Genomic DNA, 24,057 nt, shown 5'->3' with positions numbered 1-24,057 from the left:
TCATACCTTCTTGCTTGTCGACCTGGTTTTGTCCTAGATAAAACTCTAAAAGTGTATCGCCCCTTTTTTGCATGTTCTTTTTGTCGCTTTTCATACCTATTCCATGATTTTTCTGAGTTCTTAATATTTTGACAATTAACCTGTTTATTTTGTCTACTTTAGTTCACAAAAAAAGAGAAGGCTAACCTTCTCCTGTTCTAGAAGTTTGCTTTGATGATTTCGATAAACAGTGTTGCTAGCGTGAAGCTGAATCCTTAAATATATTTTCTCCTATTATGAAGCTACTGTTCGATTTATATTTAATTTTAAGAATAATTTAGTTTTAAAATTTCACCGAACTCTTGGTGGGTTTTTTGGTTCCTAAAATTTATTCCGATGCGCGAAAGTACCGTTTCGTCTAATGAACGCCAGGAATACAAAAATGGCATTAAACTCTTTTTCACTTCCTCATTCTGAAAACCCATGACAGAAACTCCATATTCTCTATCTCCCCAAATTCCCCATTTCTTTGAGGGAGATAACCAAACTATAGTAAAAGAATTGTATAGTATTGCGTCTGCTGGACTTTCTTTTGGACCTAATTCTAACGTTTCCTCGTAACTATCATCTGGAAGATCCTTTGGTATTTTGATCCAGTTATAATAATTAAACTCTTTAAAAAAATACTCTATTGGATCAGGGTCTAGAACTGCAGAAATAATATACGATTCATCTGTAATATCTGCTATTTTTCGGATGGTTTTCCAAAATTCATTACTCATGCACCAATCGAATTCTTCGAACAAAAAAGAACTAAATTGGGGTTGAAAAACTTTGTAAGGAAGATTATTTTCTATGAGAAAGGTGTCGGTTACCATTTTCTTAAGTTCGAAAAACTCTTTATAGTTCTTCACGAATAGTAAATTAGTGTCCATTTTTCTTCCTCCATCATTTCAATCTAATTTTGAGTGTGGGTTTTTTCTTTCCTTTTGGAATGAATTCTGCTGTAGGACCACCAGATTTTGAGAAGCTTCTAGTGATATATTTAGACCCGTTTTTTGTTAGTATTGTTACTTTTCCATCTTTAGATTTTGATTTTTTCCAACCTTGATTAATTAGGCTTCTTTCAAAACTAGATTTAGTGATATTTGTTTGCCTATTATGAATAGAATTATTATTAGTTACATTTCTATAACTAGATGAAGAACTTTTAATATTTGGATTCATATTTGACGGAACACTTTTTGGCGTCCTAGCCCATCCAAAAGCTCCTCCACCGCCTGCTCCTCCATGATCCTGGTTTTTTGACATCCAGCCATCAGGGTCTATCATTATCACAGGGTTGTTATTGGCATAATTGTACCCATTTTGAGTAAGCAGATCGTTATCATCCCCGGGATATGGATCTAAGGCTAAAAATACACCGTGTTTCGGCTCATAATACCGGGCAATCAGATAATACATGCCTGTTTCTTTATCATACTGATACCCTGCATACCGGTAAGGGTTGTTCTTTACTGAATCTTGTTCTACTTCTTTCAGTACTTTTCCCCATGCATCGTACTCATAGGATGCCACAATATTACTCTGGGCGTCTGTTAACGCGATGACGTCCCCGCGGGCATTGTAGTGATAGAAGTATTGGTTTGACCCTTTCTTCATTGAAAGCAGCTGGCCACCTTCTGAATAGGTGTAGGAACGGACGACTTGGTTGCTGCCGTTGGTTTCGTAGAGGACGTTCAGGCTGTCCCCGTCGTAGAAATAGTTCGTGACGGTTCCGTTCACGGTTTTTTGGATGCGTTTGCCGCCTTCGTTGTATTTGTAAGTGGCAAACGGTTGGGATTCGCCTTTTTTCGTGACGGCGGTCAGCTGATCGCGGCTGTCCCAGGTGTACTGATATCGGGCATCCTGGGTTCGGTTTCCGTTAAGGTCATAGTGATCGCTTCCGAGCCGAAACGGGTCAGCTGATTGGCCAGGTTGTACTGAGCATCGACGGTGGAGGTTTGTCCGCCGTTTGTTTCTTTGATCGAGATGCGGTTCCCGAATCCGTCATAGTTGTACTCTTTGACCGTTCCATTGGAGTAAGTTTCCTTCGTCAGCTGATCGAGTTCATCATATTGATAGTTTACATTGGACCCGTTGCCGGATTCAATTTTCGTCCGGTTTCCATTGGCGTCATAGGTATAGCTTTCGCTTAAGATCGACGTTCCGTCCTGCAGACCGACGTGGATTTGTTGTACCAGACCTGTCGAGTCGTATTGGAAAGAAGCCCCGGCTCCGTTTCCTGTAATAAAGGTCCCAACGTTTTCTTGCTCGTCATAGTCGAAACGGTAGGTGCTGGTTCCGTCCTTAACTTCGGTATTCTGATCCTTTTGATTGTACTCGAAGGTGTTCGTCTGAGTAAATCCGCCATGCGTGAACTGGAATGACTTCAGTTTATCGGTTTCGGTTGGATAGGTCCAGGTTTGGCTGCTGCCCCGGTCGGTAAGGGACGTTACCCGGTTGGCTTTGTCAAAAGTACGGGTTTTCGTTCCCTCGGATGCCAGATCTTTTACGGACAATTCGTTCCCGTTCCGGTCATAGCTGTATTCATAAACAGGGGTGCCATTATAGCCAATAGATTTGACCCGGTTCGTCCCGTCGTACGTCCAGTTGACAATGGTTCCATTCGGAAGCGTCGTTTTGATTTTGTTTCCATTTGGATCATATTCATTCCGCGTCACATCTTGCAATGGGCCCTTGGTTTCGAACAGCTGCCCCAATTCATCGTATTGGTAGCTAAAGGTCTGCTTGACCCCTCCAGAAGAAGTGATAGCCTTGGAAAGCATGTTTCCATTATCATCATACTCATAGCTGACATCAGTGCCGTTTTGGAGCTGCAGTTTCTTCAGCTGATCCGACAGGTCGTACGTGAAGGATTTGCTGTAGCCTTTCGGATTGGTTTCCTTTACGGCATTCCCGAATGAATCGTATTGCATGATCGCCTTATTCCCTGTTTCATCTTCAGTCTCGGTCTCATTGTTGCCGGCTGCATCATACTTGCTTTTGGCAATGACACTTCCTTTGATTAAACGGATGGCATCAAACCATGCGGTACCAGTGGTGTTTCCGCCAAAGGAGGAAAGGACCTCCACGCGATCGACCGGTTTTGATTTTGGCACCGTCACCGCACCGCGGTTCCACTCCCGGGTTCCGGCTGGGAAATCAGCTGTGTAGCTGCCTGTTGTTCCATCTGTGTAGTACACCTTGGCGATTAAAGAATAATTTCCGTTCCCGGGCGTTCCATTCACCTGATCTGCTTTTGACAAGCCGGTCAGGGTAAAGGAGAACGGGGTGCTTCCTGCTGGCTGACCGATGGTAATGGTTTGCTTGTATTGAGAAACTGCCTGTGCAGCGGAGGTTCGGACAACCTTCAGAGAGCTGGAGCCATCAAATCCGGTAGTAGTGTCAACACTTCCTCCTGAACCTGTCCAGCTGGCTGCACCTGATTCGAAGCTGCTGTTTACGACCGGGTTGTAACTGGAAGACGCTTCTCCTTTTTCAAGATGCAGCCCGTCAAACCATGCCTCTCCCGAAGTATTCGGATCTTTATGATCAACTTCCAGATAGATCCGTATGGAAGACGTTCCTTCCGGCGTCGTAAACGTAAGCTGACGTTCAGTCCAAGGCTGCGTGCCTGTCAACTGGCTATAACGATTGTATGCCCAGCCCAGTCTGGATTTCTGTGCATCGAAAAATTCTACATTATAGAATGCATGAGCTTTAGACAGCTGGGTTTTGATATGGCCACTTAATGTATAAGCCGTGTTCCCCTGAACGGAGAGCTCTTGCGTTGCGGAAACATACCCATGTTCCGTTCCGCTTGAAGTAGAACGAGAGCTGAGTTTCACGGCTTTTCTTCCCAAAAGCCCATTGACAGCTGACTGAGCGTCCTCAGACATGGTTCCGGAATCTCTGCTTCCGAGGAGCTTCCATGAGGCGACCCCTGCTTCAAAACTCGGATTGGCAAGCAGATTCGTGCCTGAAACAAGCTCATGACTGGATTCAATGACATTCCCGTACGAGTCGTAACGCGATACGGAGGAGCTTTTCCCCGCTTGATCCGTTTCGGAAACGGCATCCAGTCCGTCATAGGAAATAGTGGTTTCATCGTTTTCTGTATCGATAACTGAGGTGACATCATTGTTTTGGTTATAGGTATAACTCTCTGTCCCGTAGGCATCTTGGGAAGAGGTGACGTTCCCGTTGCTGTCATATTGGAAGGTCTCTGTTGGTTGAGAAGACCCTTGATCATTCGGGTCTACCGATTCCACCAAATTGTTGCCTTCAAAAACAGATGTGGTCTTTATTTGCAGGCCTTCTGTATCCTCTATGACTTCAATAGGGTTGGCCGCTTCATTATACAGATAGGAAGTTTTCTTCCCATTTGGTTCCGTATACATCACTTTCCGTTTAGGAGCGTCATAAGTTAGTGCATATTTATGGTTTTTGGCATCATAGGCTTCGATGACTTTCCCACCTGAGTACACATAGCGATTTTTAACAGGTTTTTCTGCTGTGTGGGTTGGTTCAAGCACACCGGTTAACTGATGGCTTTCATCATATTCGTAGGCAGTCACCTCTCCAGCTGTTTGGGTGACTTTAACGAGCTTGTCCCCTGAATATTCATAGCGAACGTTTCGATTCTCAGGGCCTGTTACGGAAGTGACGTTTCCGTTTGTATTGTAGGCAAAGTTTAAAGTTCGCCCAGAAGCATCTGTAATCTTTGAAAGACGTCCGCTTGAATACGTATAGGAGGTCGTATTCGCATGACCGTCTACTTGCTTGATCAACTGACCGCTGGTTTTGGAGAAATGCGCTTTTGATTGGTCTTTAGACGTTAGAATGTACTCGCTCGCGTTTTCCTCGAGCTCAAGATAGACACCTGTAGGAGCTTGAAAGGTTCCATCTGACTTTTTCGTAAAGGTATGGAGAGTTCCATCCTCATCTGTAAAACGAACCTCACTTCCTGACGTCACCATATTCATTTCTGCATCGGCATGCCATCCCATCCCAAACATACCGGTCTTGCTCATAAGGCTGTTATACGTTCTTTGTAAACCGAGTCCAGGTCCTCTTCCGGATATGGAGAAATCGCCTTCATCGACAATGAGGTTCCCGGTTGCGATGTTCACCTGTCCATTTGGAATTTCTGCAAACGACCAATATTCTTCAGTCCCTAAAAACTCTACCGGCTGTCCGATAATGGGACGGAAGGTGTCACTGGAGTAGACCGTTTCTCCTTTTTCATCGTACGCACTCAAGCGGAACCAATAATTTTTATATTTTTCATAGCCTTTTGCTGCTAATTTGTAGATGGGAGAAGGGTCGATTGCCAGCTCGCTTCCTTTTACATCGTGGTATAACTTATGGCTGCCATCTCCAGCATGAGGCCATATTCCCCGGTTTTGTGTGGTCCAAGTAGTCGAATTTCCTGCGTCAAAGCCTTCATACGTTTCCCCGTTAAAAAGCCAGACTTTATATCCAGTAGCCCCTTCAATCTTTTCCCAATTTAATTTTACATAACCGGAGTTGCTGTCTTTAAGATTCGTATAAGCTACCCCGGCAGGTGCATTCGGTTTATTCAATGATGTGATATAAGACCGTGTCACATCAGAATAAACGGTTTCTCCCTGAGCGTTATAGGCACTGACGCGAATGTAATAGTTCGTCGCATGCCCATAGCTCCCGTTTGCTAATTGATAGTTGGCAGAAGGGTCGATTGGCAATTCCGTGCCGCCACCTGAATGTTCGAGACGATAGTCCCCGTCTTTTGGCCAGATCCTTTTCCCTTTTGTTGTCCAAGAGGTTACATTGCCGGCATCAAAAGCCTCATGCTCTTTTCCGTTAAATAGCCAAACTTTATATCCTGATGCATTAGGGACTGACTCCCAGTTTACATCAATATATCCTGTTCCATTTCCATTCGAGAAAGAAGCAGCTGCCGGCACGTCCGGTTTCGTTAGTTTGGGAAGAGTCGGTGTATAAGCGTCCGATGTTTCCCCTTCACCCTGAGGGAAGACTGCACTCACTCGAAACCAGTAATTTTGGTTGTTTGGATAACTCCCTTTTGAGTTCACATACACAGGTCTTGGATCTACAGCCAATTCGGTACCGGCACCATTCGGATTGGGTGGATAGATATCAAATTTGCCGTTTTGGATATCTGTTGCATTCGGCCAGATACGCTGTCCCCGTGTAGACCATTTAGTCGTGTTTCCTACATTAAAATATTCGTAGTCGACCCCATTGAACAGCCAGATTTTGTAACTGGTCGCTCCTTTTACAGCTGGCCACTCAAGGTCTACATATCCTGTTCCATCCCCGTTTGAATACGCCTCCCCAACAGGTTTACCAGCTTTAGGAATGGTGTAATTCACAGAAAGATACGGTTTATTTTCTGAATTTGTGGAAGAAACAATCTTTTTCCAGTACTCTTTTCCATTTCCATTAGCATGGAGCTTAAATCCGTAATTGCTGGCAGTTCCCGCTGCCCATGCTTTTACTGTGTCTGTTACATTAAACTGAGCCCACTGATCTCTTCCAACGCTATCAGAGGAAATATTTGTGGAACTCGGTTTGTTGTTCCAGGTTAACGAAGATGCAGTCCAAGCACTGTTCACTTTATCAAGCCATATGGTAGTAGGAGTTGAAGCAGAATAGGAATGAGTAACGTAAGCATTAAAGGTTGCACTTGTCACGTTCATATCTTTGAAAGGATTAGAGCTATGATTTAAAAAGGCATAGTTCGTTCCGGTTGTTCCATCATAGTACCCAACTTTTAGAACATACTGGTTTTGGCCTGAATCCCATTTACTTGAGGCTGAATAATAATTGGTCGTGGGATAGGCACTCATGGCAAAGGTGTCATTGGAGGCCGTTACAGAAGTTGTAGGATCAATATAGACAGGGTATACCCTGTCTTCACTTTCTAGCCACTTTTTATCCGCAGCCACTGTGAGGACATATCCTTTTTCTGCTTTTTCAAGCTGATAGTCCACCTGATCGGACCGTGCCATTTCCCCTTTTTTATCATCATAGTTTGAGTCTGTCATAAAAGGTTTTGGCAGGATGAAGACGCTGCGTTTTTTCTCATCTAAAAATTGGATAGATCCATCTTCCTTTTCCATGGCTTCCATGTCCGTCGTCAACATAAATTTAAATTGATGATATCCATTGAAACGGTGTAAGACGAGATCTTCCTTCGTGTTTTGATCAAAGGTTAAATTCTGCAAATCAATGTCAGGATAAATATTATGATGTGTAATTTTATTTGTCTCTTCTTTAATTTGGGCTTCTGCATCCTGTGGACGGATGGCATCCATGCCCTCACCCGAAGCTTCTAGAAGAGTATACGTCAATTGGTTTTTCCCGATGGCAAAAGTAGCATACGTTCCATTCTGGATTTCTTTTAGAAACGTTGTTTCAATAGGGGTGTTTTCTGTTTCAATTTCATTCTCCCCTGCAGAAGGCTGTTCCAATTCAGCAGATATTTCTTCTAAATGCTTTTTTCCCTCTTCTTTTTTATGGATCGGTTCCAAGTAGACTTCTTTTGTGTATTCCCCGTCTCCCTTGTAAAAAACTTTCGTCGTTTCTGTCCGTTGTTCAACTAACTCTCCTACAGGAGGCTCCTTCGGCTCTGGAATTTGATCATTTGGTTCACCAGAAACCGACAGCTCCTTTACGTTTTTTCCCTCTTTGGAATTAACCACTTCAGCTAAAGCGGTTAACGGAATGGAAGTGAGAATGAGAGTAAAAGCCAATAGATAACTCATCCACTTCTGCCATAGTTTTACTTGCACTTGTTCATTTCCCTTTCCAACTTGCAGTCGTACAAGATAATTCATCTCGCCGTATTTATTGTAAGGGTGGTGGAATAAGTTTCCTACTTCATTCATTAGTCAAATTTCGACATTTTGTAGAGTTTAAATGAACAGAAGTATATCAAAGAATAGCCTGATTTATCGAATAATAAAAACAGCATTGCTTATCGCATATTCATTTATGTCAAATTATCTGGGATGAATAGCAATGGATATATACTGCCAAATTAGCCGTCCTTCAGACCGGTGTGCGTACAGACTTTTCTCTAGTGTGTGTACACTCGAAGCGCGAGCTTTGAGGGGAACGCACCGATCCTTCAATAGACCTTTACCGGAAGGAAAGCAGCGACAACGATTTGTCGCTGCTTTTCTGCAGGAGAGGATTTATCAGACTAGAAAGCGGCGGGAGCCGATTTCGAATGAGCACCCCAAGCGTAAGCGCAGGGGCAAGGAGGCGAAGCCGACGCAGTAAGGGGGACGGTCAGCTATGCTGACTGACAAGCGTAGCTTGTCATACGTCCCCCTTATGCTCTTTCCCCCGTACCGCACCGCAATTCCGCCGCGTACATCAAACCATCCTCAATCCATTGCGGCGACTGGCGTTGTGCCACATCGGGGCGGACATCGTGCCGAGTTCCCGAGGAACTCACGTGTCGATAAACCGCGCCGTTATGCGGTCGGCCGAGTTCCATCGGTCAGCCAATCAGCGCAGCAGCGTATGACGAGTTCCGAGGCACCTCCCGGCCCGATTTCAGCCCGACTGCGAGAGCGGAGGGCCTGAATAGGGCAGGAGTTTTCGTGCCGGGATTTGGCGCTCACAGGCGGTCAGGAGCTGCCAGAAAATCAGGTAGGGGGAAGCTGCCAGAAAAGACGGTCGAGACGCGGACTGAACAGGGAGCGGGTCATCAGGAGAGACACTCAGAAAAGGGATCCTGGAGTCCGACAGCGCGGACGACGCGAGGCGGTTGTATGTCAAAAAGTCGATTCTTGTACGCACAACGTGCGAGCAAAAAAGGCAGGAAAAACCACCGAGCGGAGGAAGGCTCCGCGCTCGTCGGGCACAAGGATTTTAAGGCTTTTCGAGGGGGAAGGAGGGAGCGGTTATACGAGCGAAAGCGAGAGAGTCAGGAAGAACCACCGACCGACGCGGGACCCGCTCGAAAAGCCTTGCTGCCCTTGATTTAACAGCTTTTCTGCGTGACAACGGGGCGGGAAGCCCGGAGCGGTTATACGAGCGATAGCGAGAGAAGGCGGGAAGAACCACCGACGGGCGCGGGACCCGCCCCGATGGCGCGCGCTGCACTCAGAAACGCTGTCCGGCGCTCTGGTCTTACGGTCAAGTGCCTCTGCTGGCCAAAAAAAAGACCGTCATCCCGGAGCTGTCTTTGATGTGAAATGCGGTGCGCATTCTATGACGTATACCATATCGCATGGCGTACGCATGAAATCGGCATCCGATAAACCAGTGCGTCCCATGCGCCATCATTCTCACATGTCATGCGGTACGCCATATGACACGACGTGCGCAACCATCTTCCTCTATCACGACATCCCGCACCGCATACGCATACGGTATGACATGCCGTGCACATACCGGGTTTATCATGAGATGCGGCACCGCATTGCGCACGGCGTACGCATGAGATACGTAATGCCGTGCAATGCATATCCCGTGCCGATTCGGTGTGCAGGAAAATGCTTATCGTATCCAGCATGACATACGGCACGGGATGCGGCACGTCATACGCATCGGTTTCCGTCGCATGGTATATCACATGCCGTACGGTCCTGTTCACATGAGATGGGCATCTGCTGACAAAAAAACGAACTCACATGAGTGAGTTCGTCAGGTCTTAAATCGAAAGTCCTTTCAGCAAGAGCTTTTTCTGTGCGGAGGCCAAAACGCCTGCTTCCAGGCTGTCCGGGTCGTTTTGGATGCATGAGTTGCTGTATACCCTTACGGGATGCATCCACTTTGACAAAGCAGTCTTAAATGTTGCCCTGCGAGAAAAGTGTATCTACCACCAGCATACCCGAGAAAGATTAATCCATAAGAGAAAGTAGGTCATTCAGCGAACTTTTGTAGCTTTTAAGATGCGAGCTTGTCTTATTCTTGCTTACGTTGTCCAAAATGTCATGAAACGCGTACAGTTCCGGCCGGATGGTCCTTGTGGTTTAGTTGTGTTCAAACTCTGGTTGCATGGCTACGAAGAGGTATGGACCTTATTGCACCCCATCAGCTTCTTAAATCAATCGACTGAACTTTTTTTACCAAAGCAATCCTAATACTCATATTAGAAATCTTAGATTATCTCACTTGTTTTTTCTCTTTTTATTTTAATTATTTCTGGTGAGCCAAGAGATGAATAAAATAACGAATCTGGGAGTAATAAATTATTTTTTAATATACTTTGATAAGCAACCTCTAATTTGTTATGTTTGGAGAATATTTCTTTATAAATAACATCTCTATTTCGTAATCGCTCTACAAAATCATAAATTTTTCTATCGTCAGACAATTGCATAAATTCCGCTAGCGGGTCTTCAATATAGTTTTTTAAGCGACTACCTCGTTTAATCAAATACGAATCCATAGAATGAATAGGCTCTAATAAATAATGAGCCCTATAAGTTTGTAAAATTATATCATTCCATTGCTTAAAATAGTTTGCTGGAGCAGTGCCATTCAAAGTGTTAACTAAGTTTCTGATAAGACCACTAATAAAACTAAAAGCTTTCAATCCATCAATAGGAAAAAAAGTTCCCAATACGGATACAGATAGATTTCCTAAAAATAGTGAAGCTGTGTTCATATGGGTACCATGAAGAACTTGTGTTTCACACGCACCTAGTATTGTGATGAGTGGATTATGTTCAATTTTTTCAATTTCCACAGATGTAATATACTCATTACTTATATGTAGTTTGCCTATATCTTCAATAGCATCATATGAACCGTGACCATAAAATATCAGAATTACAGGTTGAATTTCTTCTATTATAGAAATAAAGTCATCCTTAGTTGATGCTTCTTTGTAAACACAATTTCTATCAATCAGTTTCAAATATTTATCTACTTCTCTTTTTAGACCAATCCCTAAAGGATATAGCTGGTCATTTTTATTTAACGTATTTACTATTAGGATACTTAAATTATCCTTTGAGATCACATACTCATTATTTAATACATAGGAGTGAGAAATTAATCCATTTCCTGGTGTGATTGGAACTCTACTAAATTTCTTTTCAACGCATAATGGCAGCCCTCTATAATTTGCCCATTCAACTGGCATATCCGACAGAACTTTTATATGATTTCCATGATTTAAAATTATCTCCCACTGCTCATCAGGAACCACATCCGTTATAATGGAGCTCAATTTTTTAAAAGTTCTTACAAAGTCTGAGATCTTATTTCTCTCTTCCATTTTTTCCGAGTACCGAGAAAGAGCATAGGTTTTTCTGTAGAATTCCTGAGAAGGTACATTTCGTGTTCGAATAAAGGGGATTTGCTTACCCAATGAAAAAATTGTGTGTAGACTACTAATGAGTGCAAGTTCTTTAGCCCTTTGTGAGCTAGTATAATAAAATGTAGCAAAATTAAAATCTTTTCGGTTATCACTAGCACCATCAAGTATAGTTGAATCAAACGACTGATAATAAGAAGACGAATTATATAATAACCGTAATATCTTTTTGGGTAATTTATTTTTTCCTGCCATTCCATTAATTTTCATTAATAGATGGTAATTTATAGATGGGAAACAAAGTACCATATTTGTCTTAAATTTAAGCGATTCAAAGTTAGATGAGATTCTAGACACAATTTTATGATAATTAGATTCATCCTTTTGTTCGTATAAATCTTTAATTTCTTCTTTTCTCACTCCAAAATTAGAAAGTATTCGCTCATCATTGCTGTCAAAACTACCTTCAGCAAAAAAGCCAACTGTCAAAGTTACATATTTCTCTATTATCAGTTGCTTTAAAGCTCTTACTATTTCCTCATCAGCTTCTGCTTCCTTTTTATCATAATTTTCTGGACTCAAAGGTTCTGGGGTATATAATCCATTATTTAGATCCTGATTTAGCCCTCTCAGACGATTTATCGTATTATGCAATGGTCTAATGAAATTGGTAGACAAGGTTGAGTAACCATTGATTGAATTCAATCTTTCTAAATTAAAGTAATCTTGTAACTCGTTTTCGTTAGAAACATTATCAAATATTTCTTTCGTTGATTTGCTCCAATAACTATATAAATTTGAAATTAAATCTCCATTGTATTCTATCGTCATTGTTATTTTCTTATTGCTTATAACCGGAAGTCTAGTGTACTGTCTAATTAGTTTAATTGTCTTTATCCTTACTTCATCTAAAATAAAAAAGGCACCATATATGTAGGGATAAAATGAGGATAATAGTTGTGGAGTTAGCTGCCTTTCATTTAGATATATAATATTATGGTTAAATCCTGTGGCTGTTAAAGGCCATTCCTGTATTAGTTCGTTAAATTCAACTGGTAATTTAGCAATAGTTTCTAAAAAATGAATAGATTCTATAATATTGTTGTCAAATCTATTAAATAACGTATCGGGAACATTCTGAGTTTCCGAAGTAACAATAATATATTTAAAATTAAATAGTTTTATTTTTTGATCGTACAAGCTATTTCCTCCTAGCCCCTTACAGAAGCATCACAATATTTTTTAAAATTATCCATTGCATTTTATTCAAATTATTCTATATAATTTTAATTTTTAGAAAATATAAAATATATCTTTTTTTATTAGGGTGATGCGGCCGTATATGATATCAAGAATTACAAATCAGAAGAACGGAGGGTATAAGTAAGAATCTTTAAACTAAATCCATCCCTTTTCAAAACTAAGAATCATTTTAATAGAACTATATGTTTAAACATCTATCTCTATACCAAGTCCATCAATTATCCTTTTTAATACTTTTGTATTCTCGACAATTCCCCTTATAATTTCATTTTTAACACATTCAATTTTTCCAATGACACTTGTAATCTCTATATCTATACTCTCATCTAACGCATCCCCTACATTACCATCTTCATCAAACTCCAGATATCCATAATTTAAAGTAATCCTACCATCTTCAATTTTCCGATTATTCATATAAAATTCAATGAAAATCAAATCTGTTCCCGCATCATTAGGATTTAAACCACCATTTATATCAATTCTAAATTGGGAACCATCAAAACCTTTAAACTCTGCTAAAGTATTATTCAATCCAAAAAAGTCTTGATATTTAATCATTTCATCAATTTGGATTTCATCACTGTTGTAACAAAACTTATGAACAAGTGAAAAGATTTCATTCACAAGATCAGCTTCATCTTTGCAACCTTCTGTATCAAATTCTAGTAAAAGCTTTTGACGATTGAAATTGGATATTAAATTCATTATTTCTTCGAAATGTCTATTACCTAACTCCTCATATAATGAGAAATAGAGTTCAGAATAGGTCTCATATTCACCTACAAGCTCTACCTTAAAATTTTCAAGATTATCTAACAAATCTTGAATTTCATTAAGCTCTCCTATTCTTTCTTCAAAATCTGCATTTAATGATGACAGACCTCCGGCTTCTCTCCTTATTTCTATTTCAAAGTCTTCACTCTCATGGATTTGTCTATCTTGTTCCCATTTTTCTTCTGCTTTTAATTCTTCAATCAGCCCAACGTGTTCTGTTTCGTCTTTAAAATCCACTAATAATGTTCTTGTAAATAATATTCTGTAATGAATTTGATCATGGATTTGTTTTGATCCTAGGCTTGAACTAATATCCTTATGTAATAGGTTATTATTATCCTCCGCAGAAAAATCTTTGGTATTTCGTGACAGGAAATATATTCTATCGTCATTATTAAAAGTCATTAAATCTTCGATGTTAATTAATGTTTCAATTATAATTGAGTCAGCTATTGAATCCTTGTCTTTTCCATAATGAAAAGGCCGTAACTTATGTATTCTACGTTGAGTAGCCTTAAAAACTATATTCTCTGTCTCATCTATTATAATTGTGTTTTGATGTTGGAATAGTTTGTTAAATAAATCCTTTGAGTCTTCCTTGTATCTCTTTTTATTTTTTTCAAATTCATCGTATAAATTATTTATTCCCATTCTAACTGGTTTAAGTTTTTCGTTGAATTGTTCTATCTCTTCAATTTTGTTTACCCAGTAAAGACTGTTAATATTACTTTTAATTCCATTGATTACTTTTTCGATTTTATCAATTTCATTTTCAAGGTGTCTAAATACTTCTGTTTTTACAATTTTAGGAACAATTAGTCGAATTTCGCCATAATTTAAAAAACTCATTAAATGATTATATGACTCAGGTTTATGGGATTGGTTTCTAGCTACAATCATATCAATATATATATTTGTATCAATCATCAAATACTTCATAAGTAGTCACTCCTTTTTTTATTGTAATTATAAAATTGGCATCAGTATTATTCATTCTAGAACAGGGAAAAGTAAAAGGAGGTTCAATCCACTAATTGGAAGTTTGAAATGGAGGAAGTGTAGTGGATAGAGCGTATGGTTAACGATCCTATACTCTACATAATAGCAAACACGGATCTAATAGAAACTATGTATTAATATTGGATGATATATTAGAGCTGAAAAATTTCCTTTATATAGCCTGCCAGCGTATTTTATTTCAGCTACCTTTTGAATACCCCTTGAATACCCTTTGCGAAAAATCAGTAACAACCCCGCAGGACATAAAATGGGGAAAACGTTGATTTAATACGGTTTATCAATTGTTAAATAATGGTAAATTAACTCACCTCTGAAAGAGCGTAAAAAATACGGACTTAAAGGCGCACGCCGTGCACCTCAGTTCTCAAAACGTTAATATACTTGGTATATCAATGTTTACCCTCTTTGCTCCTATGGAGCGAGGAGGGTTTTTTCATGTCTGAAGATGGAAATGAATACCCCGAGATAAAATCTCATATACTTCTCCGCTGTCTTTCCTTTCGCTTCTTTGATTCGATGTACGTTACATACTTACGACAACGGTAATGGCTGGGGAGATGTCAAGGTGATTCCAGGCTATATTTGAGTGACTCGCGTTGTACCATGACGAACCTGTGTTTTTATCTGTTAATACATATCCATTGATTGGCAGCCCAATCAAGTGATTTCAACTCAAATGAGGGCAGCGTCAGGAAAATGCAGATTTAAAACGATAAGGAAATTCCAAATTAAAAAGCCCGGCATCTCTTCAAATCTGAATAGAGAATTTGAGCTTTTCAGTACCTTCATTTACTTATTGAGTTCATTAACTGGAAGAAGTATTCAGGTTTATGTGTCTTATTTAGGCTATACCATGATTGTAATGCATCCGGTGTAAATACATCTATTTTTTTCAGTACCTCCATTGCAAATTCGAGGGGCGCTATTCCTGATGCAGTAACTAAATTTGCATCAGATACCGCAGAACCGAATTCAAAGAACTTTTCCCCTTTATAGTCGGGACATACCATTTTAGTGAATTCCAGATTGTTGCTTGTATGCTTTCTAGTATCTAAGTATCCCATATTCGCAAGGGCCTCAATTGCACCGCAAATTGCAGCAACAATTGTGCCAAGCTTTAAAGCTTCGCCAATTCTTTCTAAGACAGGCTTATGAATTTCTTCACTCCAAGTAGTCCCTCCTGGCAAGATTAAAAGATCTTTACTCTCAAGAGTGCATTCATCAAGTGAAAGATCTGGTTTTATGCTCAGTCCTCCCATAGTAGCAATCATTTCTTTATTAGCTCCTACTGTAATTACTTTTAAAGGTGCTAAATCTTTTTTGAAATATCTTCCTGAATTTAGTTCAGCGATTAAATATCCATATTCCCAGTCCGACATTGTATTAAATACATATAGAAACGCTTTTTTTGTGTGCATCCAATAACACTCCAATCACAATTGATATAGCTTATTATAATAAAACTTCCCTGACAGTTAGCGTCAGGGAAGTTTTCATACTTGATGAAATTTTATTAATTCCGATAGAACTTCAATAATTCTTTTCTTAAGACTTATTGGCTCAATAACTTGGATAGATTTACCGTACGGTAAAAGTAAATAAGGGACATATTGATGGATTGTATCTTTATCAAGAAGAAATACCGCTTGATTTGAAGTCCGTTCTTGTAAATAATGCCCTAAAAACCAATGTTGGCAAATATCATCCAACGTCCTTGTATTTCCATTCATAACTAAAGAAATGATTGCTTCCTTATCTTCTATAGCTGGAAGAAGGTTTTTCATGAAAAAGTCACGTGCTGAAAAATTTTCCGGCCGGTTAAATTTGTTTTCGGTCAGCATCAGACTTTGAATTCGATCTACTCTAAAACTGCGGATTTCATTTCTAAGATGACAAAATCCAATCACATACCACTTATTATTCCAATAGATAATTCTATACGGATCGAATATTCTGTACGCTGATTTTTCTTCGGCATTTTTATTGTATTGAATCTTTACAGTATGTGCATCAGCTACGGCTTTCTCCAACTCACTCAAGAAAGGATCCCTGGAAAGAGAATTTAATCGGCTTATAACCTCAAGACTGTTTAAATGATGGTTTATCTTCGTTTCCTGCTCCTGATTTGAATAATTCCTTAGCTTTGAAATAGCCCTGTTTAGAGCTTCACCACCATAATATCCGGCTTCTTCTGCAAAAACAGCAGCATGATAAAGTGAGATTTGCTCTTCATAATCAAAAAATAGAGGAGCTTCAATATAATTGTCTAATAAAGTATATCCACCGTTATGTCCTGATTCTGAGATTATAGGTACGCCGCTTATTGAAAGTGTATCAATATATCGATACACAGTCCTTATATTCATTTCTAGCTTTTCTGAAATCTGTTTTGCTGTGATTTTTTCACCAGAACGAAGCATCCATAGAATAGCTAATGTATTGTCAATTTTAGGAATGTGACTCCACCTCTATATAAATTATTCTCCACCCTATTTAAAAATTTTCAGGATATAAAATGAGACCCCAGTCACATATGTAAGTACACGAAATTGATTTCCATTCATATAAACCGTCATCCCGTGTGTACTATTTCCTGAGCTTCCTAAAAACCTTAGTTCTGCACTTTAGTGGTGCTGGTTACTAAAATACATCTCCTCTAGTGATTAAGTCAATAATCAAATCCATTCCAACTCAATCGATTTCTCATCACATTCATACTGGAGAGGCTGCTTCCGTCTGTCGGTGAATAGCAAATTGCAATAGATCACTTATGTGTTTCCTGAATGTTAGGCATTCGTCAGTCCGCGCAATTCACTTCAGAGAGACTTCAACATTTCCTGAAAACATATAGATGAATGAAAGCGGGTATTGAACCCCGTATTCAACGGAGACCGGACGATAAGGGGCTGAAAAAAAGGGGGACTGGGCATGGATCGCAATCACCAAATAAAGCTGTTCAACAAACAAGCTAAAGCTTACAGCAAGAGGCTGAAGAAAAATACGAGAGATCATAAGCTGCGGGAAAGGCTCTTCGAGTTTGTTCACGGAAATGTATTGGAGGTATCCGTCGGAGCGGGAGCGAATTTTAGGTATTACCATAACGCTTCCGGGATAACGGCTTGTGATTTCAGCCCGGCCATGATTGAGAAAGCAAGGGCGGAAGCTTTAGAGCAAGGTCTCGAAGTGGAGTTGATTACAGGAAATGCAGAAGAGCTCGTTTTTGAAGAGAGGGCCTATGATACCGTCGTTTCTACATTATCGCTATGCGCCTATCCTAACCCTGAAAAGGTTTTGCATCGTTTAGCGCATTGGTGTAAGGATGAGGGGCAAGTCCTTCTTTTTGAGCACGGGATCAGTAAAAATAAGATGTGCGCGCGTCTGCAGCAAATGGCGGATAGATGGCTGGAGAAAAGAACGGGCTGCCATATCGATAGAGATATTATCGGGCTGATTGAGGAAAGCCCTCTTGAAACGGTAAGGATTGAGAGTTATATGCTGGGCTCTCTTCATCTCGTTTGGGCAAAACCGGGAGAAGAGATCTGCGGAAGGACGGAGTGAACTGTTGAGAAACGTCCTTTAATTCGTTACATTGAGTAGGAGGTGATAAGCATGGGAGGAACACTTGAAGAGCTTCGCAAAGCGATCAGGGAAAACAGATGGACACGCTCCACCGCCGGTCTTGCAGATGGGTATGTACAAACGAACCTGGTTGTTTTAAAAAGGCAGCTGGCTTTTGATTTTTTGCTGTTCTGCCAGAGAAATGAAAAAGCCTGCCCTGTTTTGGATGTGACGGATGCCGGCTCCTTTATTCCGGAATTAACGGCACCTGGAGCGGATTTGAGAACCGATTTGCCAAAATACAGAGTGTATGAAAGAGGAATTCTCGTATCCGAACCAGATTCGATTACAGACCTGTGGGAGGAAGATTTCGTTGCTTTTCTGCTTGGCTGCAGCTTCACATTTGAAAGAGCGCTTCTTGCTCACGAGATCCCGGTACGGCATATTGAAGAGGGGGTAAACGTGCCGATGTTCCATACAAATCTTCCATGCCGGCAAAGCGGCCTATTTAAGGGAACGATGGTTGTCAGCATGCGTCCAATTCCTGCAAACCAAGCCGCAGCTGCTGTGCAGATTACAGCGAGATCGCCTAAGTCGCATGGCGCTCCTGTTCATATAGGGAACCCGGAGCAGATTGGCATTCTTGATGTGAATAATCCTGATTTCGGGGACAGGGTTACGATTAAAGCAGATGAAATTCCTGTATTCTGGGCGTGCGGCGTCACCCCCCAGGCAGCTGCCATCGCATCAAAGCCCGATTTCATGATTACCCATGCTCCCGGCCATATGTTCATTACTGATTTAAAAGATACTGACCTTGAACTTTGACCCGCCTGAGGCGGGTTTTTTATTGCACTCAATGAATGCCGGCGCCTTGTAAGCAGATACTACCTGTAAAGGGGGCCGCATGATGAGCAACATGGTTTTTCTTAAAGATAAAAGACGGGAAAAGCAGATGAAGTATGAACGGAGCATGCTGAAAGAGGTGTCGGTGAAGGAATTAAAAAAAGGGATCCACATCCACTTTGCCACCTTCTTTCATTATGGATTGTTATCGAAATGGAGCATTGAAGAAGGGTGTGCCGATTTTGCAATCGAATCCTTTTTACTTGGAGCCAAGTACAGCAAATTTGGTTTCAGAGGAGAATCCATGACCTGTGTCCAAAACCGGTCCGGCAAAGAAGAAACAAGGCTGACAGCTGATTTTTATGACTACATCATCAGCTGGGGCTGTCCAAACGAGAGCGTCATCTGCCATGAATCTCTTTACATAGCCTCGGAGTGCTTTATGCAGCATTGGTGGAAAGAGGGGTTTTTAAGAGGGCAGAAGCGGTATAAATTACGCCTCCATTAATCATAATCCCTGACCCTGTCCCATATAGTGAAGTAGGAAAGGGCGGCGGGGAGGAAGAGGCGTGAAAAGAATTAAGCTGAGGTGGATCGCTTTTGCAGCGGGATTTATTGTATTGCTGCTGCTGTTTCAATTTCAATTTGCAAACGATGATTCCTGGGAGTCCTGGAATTTGCCATTAGCCGGTAAAGTCATTTACCTGGATCCGGGTCACGGCGGACCGGATGGAGGGGCCGTCGGCACAAAACTTCTGGAAAAAGATGTGACCCTCGAAATTGCCAAACGAACCAGGGATTATCTGCAGGAGCAGGGAGCCCTTGTTCTTTTAACGAGAGAAACGGATATCGATCTGTCTTCCATCGGCACAAAAGGATATAGCAGGAAAAAGGCGGAGGATCTCCGCAACCGGGTGGAAATGATCAATTCATCTTCAGCTGATATGTATTTAAGTCTGCACTTAAATGCTTTGCCGCAAAGACAATGGCGAGGCGCACAAACCTTCTATGACGGCAAGTTCGAAGAAAACGCCAGAATGGCAAAATTTATTCAGGATGAACTGAGGAGCAATCTTGAAAACACCGATCGAAAAGCAAAGACGATCCATGGCATCTATTTAGTGAAATACACAAATAAACCCGGTGCCCTCGTGGAAGTCGGGTTCTTATCAAATGGAGAAGAGGAGAAGCTCTTTTCTGACCCTGACTATTTAGATAAAGTGGCCGGATCGGTATATAAAGGGATTTTAAGATATTATACGGATAAAACGGAGCCTCCTGAGTAAAGGAGGTTCTTTTTCCGCTAGGGAAGCGGGGCGGACGGCAGGCTGAGGATGCGTCGATGCAGATCAGGAATCCAGTCCAAATTTACTGGATATGTTATACTGTTGTAAACGAATTCAAAGAGGGTGAAGCACATGTTGCAGGAAGAAAAATTGAGACAGATAGCAGAACAAATCCAAGAGCCTTTTTTACATATACCGCTGAAAGATGTAAATGGGATTAAAGAAGTGAAGGTGAAGGCGGAAAAAAACCATGTCAGTCTGAAAGTCGCCATTGCCAAGCTTAATACTCCAGAGCAAATGAAGCTCCAGCAGGAACTTGTCGCCAGACTGAAGGAGGCTGGAGCGGAAACTGTCGGCTTGCGTTTTGAAGAGCTGCCGCAGGAAGTTGTCGCATCTCTCCAGCCAAAGCAGGAGTCTTCAGCAGGTCTCATGGCTGGAGGAAAAGAACCAACGTATATCGCGATAGCCAGCGGAAAAGGCGGCGTAGGCAAATCCACGGTATCAGTTAACCTTGCAGTGGCACTTGCCCGAATGGGGAAAAAGGTCGGGCTTATTGATGCCGATATATACGGCTTCAGCGTGCCTGATATGATGGGGATTACCAATCGGCCGGTCCTTCGGGGAGATTCCATCATTCCGGTAGAACGGTTTGGAGTAAAAGTTATTTCAATGGGCTTTTTTGTAGAAGATAATGCACCGGTTATTTGGAGAGGCCCGATGCTCGGCAAGATGCTGAACAACTTCTTCCAGGAGGTTGAGTGGGGAGATTTGGATTATCTGCTTCTTGACTTGCCTCCTGGAACAGGGGATGTAGCGCTTGACGTTCACTCGATGCTTCCGGCCTGCAAAGAAATCATCGTATCCACTCCGCATCCGACTGCAGCATTTGTTGCAGCCCGTGCAGGTGCGATGGCATTGCGCACAGACCATGAAGTCATTGGAGTAGTAGAAAATATGGCGTATTTTGAGAGTCAGACAACCGGGGAGAAGGAATATGTATTCGGCAAAGGTGGAGGCGATAAGCTTGCAGAAGAATTGCAGGTGCCGATTCTTGGACGGATTCCTCTCCGCCAGCCGGATTGGAATGAAAAGGACTTCGCTCCTTCGGTTTATGCACAAGATCATCCGACTGGGAAAATTTACGAAACAATGGCAGAAAAGGTGGCCAGCCTGGTGCCGACAAGTATTAGCTAATGAAAAAAACGCCCGATCACTGATTGGGCGTTTTTTCTGATTTACTGACCTCCAGAGCCGCCGGATTCTCCTCCACCCCCAGATGATCCGCCCTGCTCCTGGCCGCCGCCGCTTGAGCCGCCGCCTTGCTGCTGCTGTCCCATTTCCTGCGCTGCCTTCAAAAGAGCGTCCTGCATTTTTGTTTTATAAAGCGGGCTTGATAGGGTTTCAGTAATGACTTCCTGAATGTACTTCCTTGATTCCTGGCTTTGGATTACGGTCCCAATTTGTTTTTCCATTTCGGGATTTTGAAGGATTTCAATCATCATCTTTTGATAGTCTGGATCTGCCATCAATTGCTTGATTACCTTTTCATGTTCCTTCTGCAGGCTCATGGCGAAGGCCTCTGAAAATTGAGGGTCTTCAAAGATCTTTGTCCAAAATTTTGCGCCTTCTTTGGATGTAAGGGTTTTTTTGATCGTTTCTGATACCATCTTCTGGTCCATGACGAGAGCCTGTTTCATTTCTTCATCTTTTAAAACTTCCTGCAGAGCGGTTTTGCCTTCATCTGTTTTTAATATATCGACAACCATTTTTTTCGTCTTTTCATAATCCATTTCACTTGCGCCCTCCGCTTTAGGAGCACAGCCATTCAAACCGATAGCAAGCGCACTAATCGTGAGGAGCAGGATAAATTGTTTCATGATTAAAGGGCTCCTTTCACAAGTTCCTATCCTTAATATGGGGCACAGGCTTTTTTTTATGACTGAAAAAAATTCCCTGTATAGCAATTTTAAAGGAGGCTTGATAAAATCAAAGCAGAGAAATGGGATGGGGGAGCGTTAATGAAAAGCAGGGACTGGGTACGTTTTTTCTTTTCCGGCTTGCTCGTGGGAGCGGCTGCAGCTATAGCATCCGGCATGATCATTAATTGGGAGCAGCAGTCTGGTCTGCTTGCATCAGGGCAAATAGATGAAGTCCTCGCTTCCTTAGTATGGTTTGTCGGAGTGGGAATGATGTTCAGTATAATCAGCCAGATGGGCTTCTTTGCATATTTGACGCTGCATCGCTTTGGAATGGGAATCTTTGGGTCACTTTGGAATCCGGTTCAGATGGTTTTAATTGTGTTTGTTCTATTTGATTTAATTTATTTCCGTTATCAGGCATTCGGAGAATCAGGACCGGTTCTTCCATATATTTGGCCGGCTGCCGGATTCTTTTTTGTAAGCCTTATCATCGCTTATATTAAGCAAAAAGATACAAATAAAGGAGCTTTTATTCCCGCGCTGTTTTTTATTTTCGTCGGAACAGCTGTTGAATGGTTCCCTGCCCTTAGGGAAAATGATCAAAACTGGCTGTACTTTATGCTTATATCCTTACTGTGCTGCAATGCTTTTCAGCTGATTATGCTTCCGCGCTTCAGCGGGTCTGCTGCCAGGAAGACGGAGCGGCGGAAAACCGCGGAGGGCTGAAAGCTGTGCAATACTGCTGTTTCGTATCGGAATGCGGTCCAATAAAAAGCCCCAGCCTGAGCAGCTGAGGAAAGGATAAAGCTAGTTCACTTCTTTGGACCGGGATTCTGTATTGGCTACGAGCTCATTGACGGTTACATTTCGGTAGCCTTTCTCTGTTACATTTTTAAGAATTTTAGGGATAGCATCTTTCGTTTGCTTAGCAGAATCAGAAGCGTGCAGCAAAATGATGTCGCCTCCGCCGAGGTTGCCCGTAACATTTTCTACAATTTTACTCACCCCGGGATTAGTCCAGTCGTTCGAATCGATGCTGTAGTGGACAACGGACAGTCCGTAAGCAGAAGCAATATCTAATACTTGCTTATTGAAGTGTCCAGTCGGAGGACGCAGGTATTGAATCTTTTTTACATTCAGCTGATCGAACGTTTTTTGTGCAAGCATCAAATCTCTCCTGATTTCTTCAGGCTTTAGATTCGTATAGTTTTTATAAGAGTAGCCCATACTTCCGATCTGATGCCCATCCTTAACCATGCGTTTTACAATGCCCGGGTGGCGCTCAGCCCAGGAAGCGGAAATAAAGAATGTAGCGTTCGTTACATGGTTTCTTTTCAGTGTATCCAGAATGGGCAGGGCTTTTTCATCACCCCAGCTGATATCAAAAGTCAGCGCAATCTTTTTGCTGCCGGCTTCTCCTTTGTAAATGGCCTTTGGTCCGGTGACAGAGGAAAATACGGGGTATTGAACAACATTTTCTACATATAAAATTCCGGCGGTAAATAGAGCGGCTATCGCTATTATAAAGACTTGCTTAATTTTTTTTGCCCGGAAGACGTAAATTCGATTCATGCCAGCAGGCCTCCTTGTCCAGTATCAGTCTTGTCTTATAGATATGCGAAGGACAGGAATTCCATGAATCAAATCAGATTTTCGGATAAGGTTTATATGAATGAATACAGCCATCTGAACATACAGGAAAGTGAAAAGGACTGTGTAGGTTCTGGACGCCCATTGAAAGCGGGAGTACGGAGATCCCCCAAGGGGAAAATAGGCACCCCATTTTAAGAAGGGCACGAAAATTTAAAAGAGTATTGACGCTGATATTTCAGCGTGGTATATTTATTTGCGTCGCTGTAAACAACTAAATGTGTTTAAAAAAACATTTAAAGAATTTGTTGACTGCGATGGAACATCATGTTATATTATTAAAGCCGCTAAACGAGGCGGTGCAAAAAATGATCTTTGAAAACTAAACAAATCGAAGTGCCAACGTTAATTCTAAAGTTTTAAACAAGAGCTAGTCAAACTACTTTTTGGAGAGTTTGATCCTGGCTCAGGACGAACGCTGGCGGCGTGC

General features: G+C 41.6%; 13 protein-coding genes and 2 pseudogenes. 7 read left to right on the top strand and 8 right to left on the bottom strand.

All coding sequences use genetic code 11. The features are described from left to right. Nucleotides 1-305: 305 nt before the first annotated feature. The 4 genes and pseudogenes from ACQCV8_RS17470 to ACQCV8_RS17455 form a co-directional block, all read right to left on the bottom strand. Nucleotides 306-914, bottom strand: coding sequence for a hypothetical protein (locus ACQCV8_RS17470; protein ID WP_426846631.1), 609 nt, complete (start codon nt 912-914; stop codon nt 306-308). Nucleotides 915-927: 13 nt separating this feature from the next. Further along, a pseudogene (locus ACQCV8_RS17465) lies at nt 928-7,847 on the bottom strand (DNRLRE domain-containing protein). Nucleotides 7,848-10,144: 2,297 nt separating this feature from the next. Next, the gene (locus tag ACQCV8_RS17460) at nt 10,145-12,508 is read right to left on the bottom strand and encodes a hypothetical protein (protein ID WP_426846629.1); all 2,364 of its coding nucleotides are present in this window, start codon (nt 12,506-12,508) and stop codon (nt 10,145-10,147) included. A 249-nt stretch (nt 12,509-12,757) separates the two neighbouring features. Continuing rightward, nucleotides 12,758-14,287 carry a PIN domain-containing protein gene (locus ACQCV8_RS17455; protein WP_426846627.1) on the bottom strand — a complete coding sequence of 510 codons (1,530 nt, stop codon included), beginning with the start codon at nt 14,285-14,287 and terminating at the stop codon, nt 12,758-12,760. A 391-nt stretch (nt 14,288-14,678) separates the two neighbouring features. Here ACQCV8_RS17455 and rpsI point away from each other — a divergent pair. Continuing rightward, nucleotides 14,679-14,744, top strand: a pseudogene (gene rpsI, locus ACQCV8_RS17450) (30S ribosomal protein S9); the annotation flags it as partial. A 409-nt stretch (nt 14,745-15,153) separates the two neighbouring features. On the opposite strand, the gene ACQCV8_RS17445 reads toward rpsI, so the two are convergent. Beyond that, nucleotides 15,154-15,786, bottom strand: coding sequence for a type 1 glutamine amidotransferase family protein (locus ACQCV8_RS17445; RefSeq protein WP_426846625.1), 633 nt, complete (start codon nt 15,784-15,786; stop codon nt 15,154-15,156). A 75-nt stretch (nt 15,787-15,861) separates the two neighbouring features. Further along, nucleotides 15,862-16,824 carry a helix-turn-helix transcriptional regulator gene (locus tag ACQCV8_RS17440; protein WP_426846767.1) on the bottom strand — a complete coding sequence of 321 codons (963 nt, stop codon included), beginning with the start codon at nt 16,822-16,824 and terminating at the stop codon, nt 15,862-15,864. A gap of 472 nt (nt 16,825-17,296) precedes the next feature. Here ACQCV8_RS17440 and ACQCV8_RS17435 point away from each other — a divergent pair, with 472 nt between their 5' ends. From ACQCV8_RS17435 to ACQCV8_RS17415, 5 genes are all read left to right on the top strand, one after another. Continuing rightward, nucleotides 17,297-17,926 carry a class I SAM-dependent methyltransferase gene (locus ACQCV8_RS17435; RefSeq protein WP_426846623.1) on the top strand — a complete coding sequence of 210 codons (630 nt, stop codon included), beginning with the start codon at nt 17,297-17,299 and terminating at the stop codon, nt 17,924-17,926. A 51-nt stretch (nt 17,927-17,977) separates the two neighbouring features. Beyond that, complete coding sequence (locus tag ACQCV8_RS17430) at nt 17,978-18,754, top strand: putative hydro-lyase (protein ID WP_426846621.1); 777 nt, start codon at nt 17,978-17,980, stop codon at nt 18,752-18,754. An 82-nt stretch (nt 18,755-18,836) separates the two neighbouring features. After that, nucleotides 18,837-19,280 (top strand): DUF2521 family protein, encoded by a 444-nt coding sequence (locus ACQCV8_RS17425; protein WP_426846619.1) that lies wholly within the window; start codon nt 18,837-18,839, stop codon nt 19,278-19,280. A 61-nt stretch (nt 19,281-19,341) separates the two neighbouring features. After that, the gene (cwlD, locus tag ACQCV8_RS17420) at nt 19,342-20,058 is read left to right on the top strand and encodes an N-acetylmuramoyl-L-alanine amidase CwlD (RefSeq protein WP_426846617.1); all 717 of its coding nucleotides are present in this window, start codon (nt 19,342-19,344) and stop codon (nt 20,056-20,058) included. Nucleotides 20,059-20,487: 429 nt separating this feature from the next. Then, the gene (locus tag ACQCV8_RS17415; RefSeq protein WP_426846765.1) at nt 20,488-21,252 is read left to right on the top strand and encodes an Mrp/NBP35 family ATP-binding protein; all 765 of its coding nucleotides are present in this window, start codon (nt 20,488-20,490) and stop codon (nt 21,250-21,252) included. 41 nt (nt 21,253-21,293) lie between these two features. On the opposite strand, the gene gerD is transcribed toward ACQCV8_RS17415, so the two are convergent. After that, on the bottom strand, nt 21,294-21,935 hold the full coding sequence (gene gerD, locus ACQCV8_RS17410) for a spore germination lipoprotein GerD (protein WP_426846615.1): 642 nt from the start codon (nt 21,933-21,935) through the stop codon (nt 21,294-21,296). A 141-nt stretch (nt 21,936-22,076) separates the two neighbouring features. Between gerD and ACQCV8_RS17405 the strand changes: the two genes are divergently transcribed. After that, entirely contained in the window at nt 22,077-22,703 is a 627-nt protein-coding gene (locus tag ACQCV8_RS17405) for a KinB-signaling pathway activation protein (protein WP_426846613.1), read from the top strand. An 81-nt stretch (nt 22,704-22,784) separates the two neighbouring features. On the opposite strand, the gene pdaB is transcribed toward ACQCV8_RS17405, so the two are convergent. Continuing rightward, nucleotides 22,785-23,549: a polysaccharide deacetylase family sporulation protein PdaB gene (gene pdaB / locus ACQCV8_RS17400; RefSeq protein WP_426846611.1), complete on the bottom strand. Its 765-nt coding sequence runs from the start codon at nt 23,547-23,549 to the stop codon at nt 22,785-22,787. Nucleotides 23,550-24,057 lie beyond the last annotated feature (508 nt).

Origin of the sequence: Metabacillus sp. 84, assembly GCF_050107715.1 — a bacterium.
Lineage (GTDB): Bacteria > Bacillota > Bacilli > Bacillales > Bacillaceae > Metabacillus_B.
This window is presented reverse-complemented; position numbering and strand designations above follow the sequence as displayed.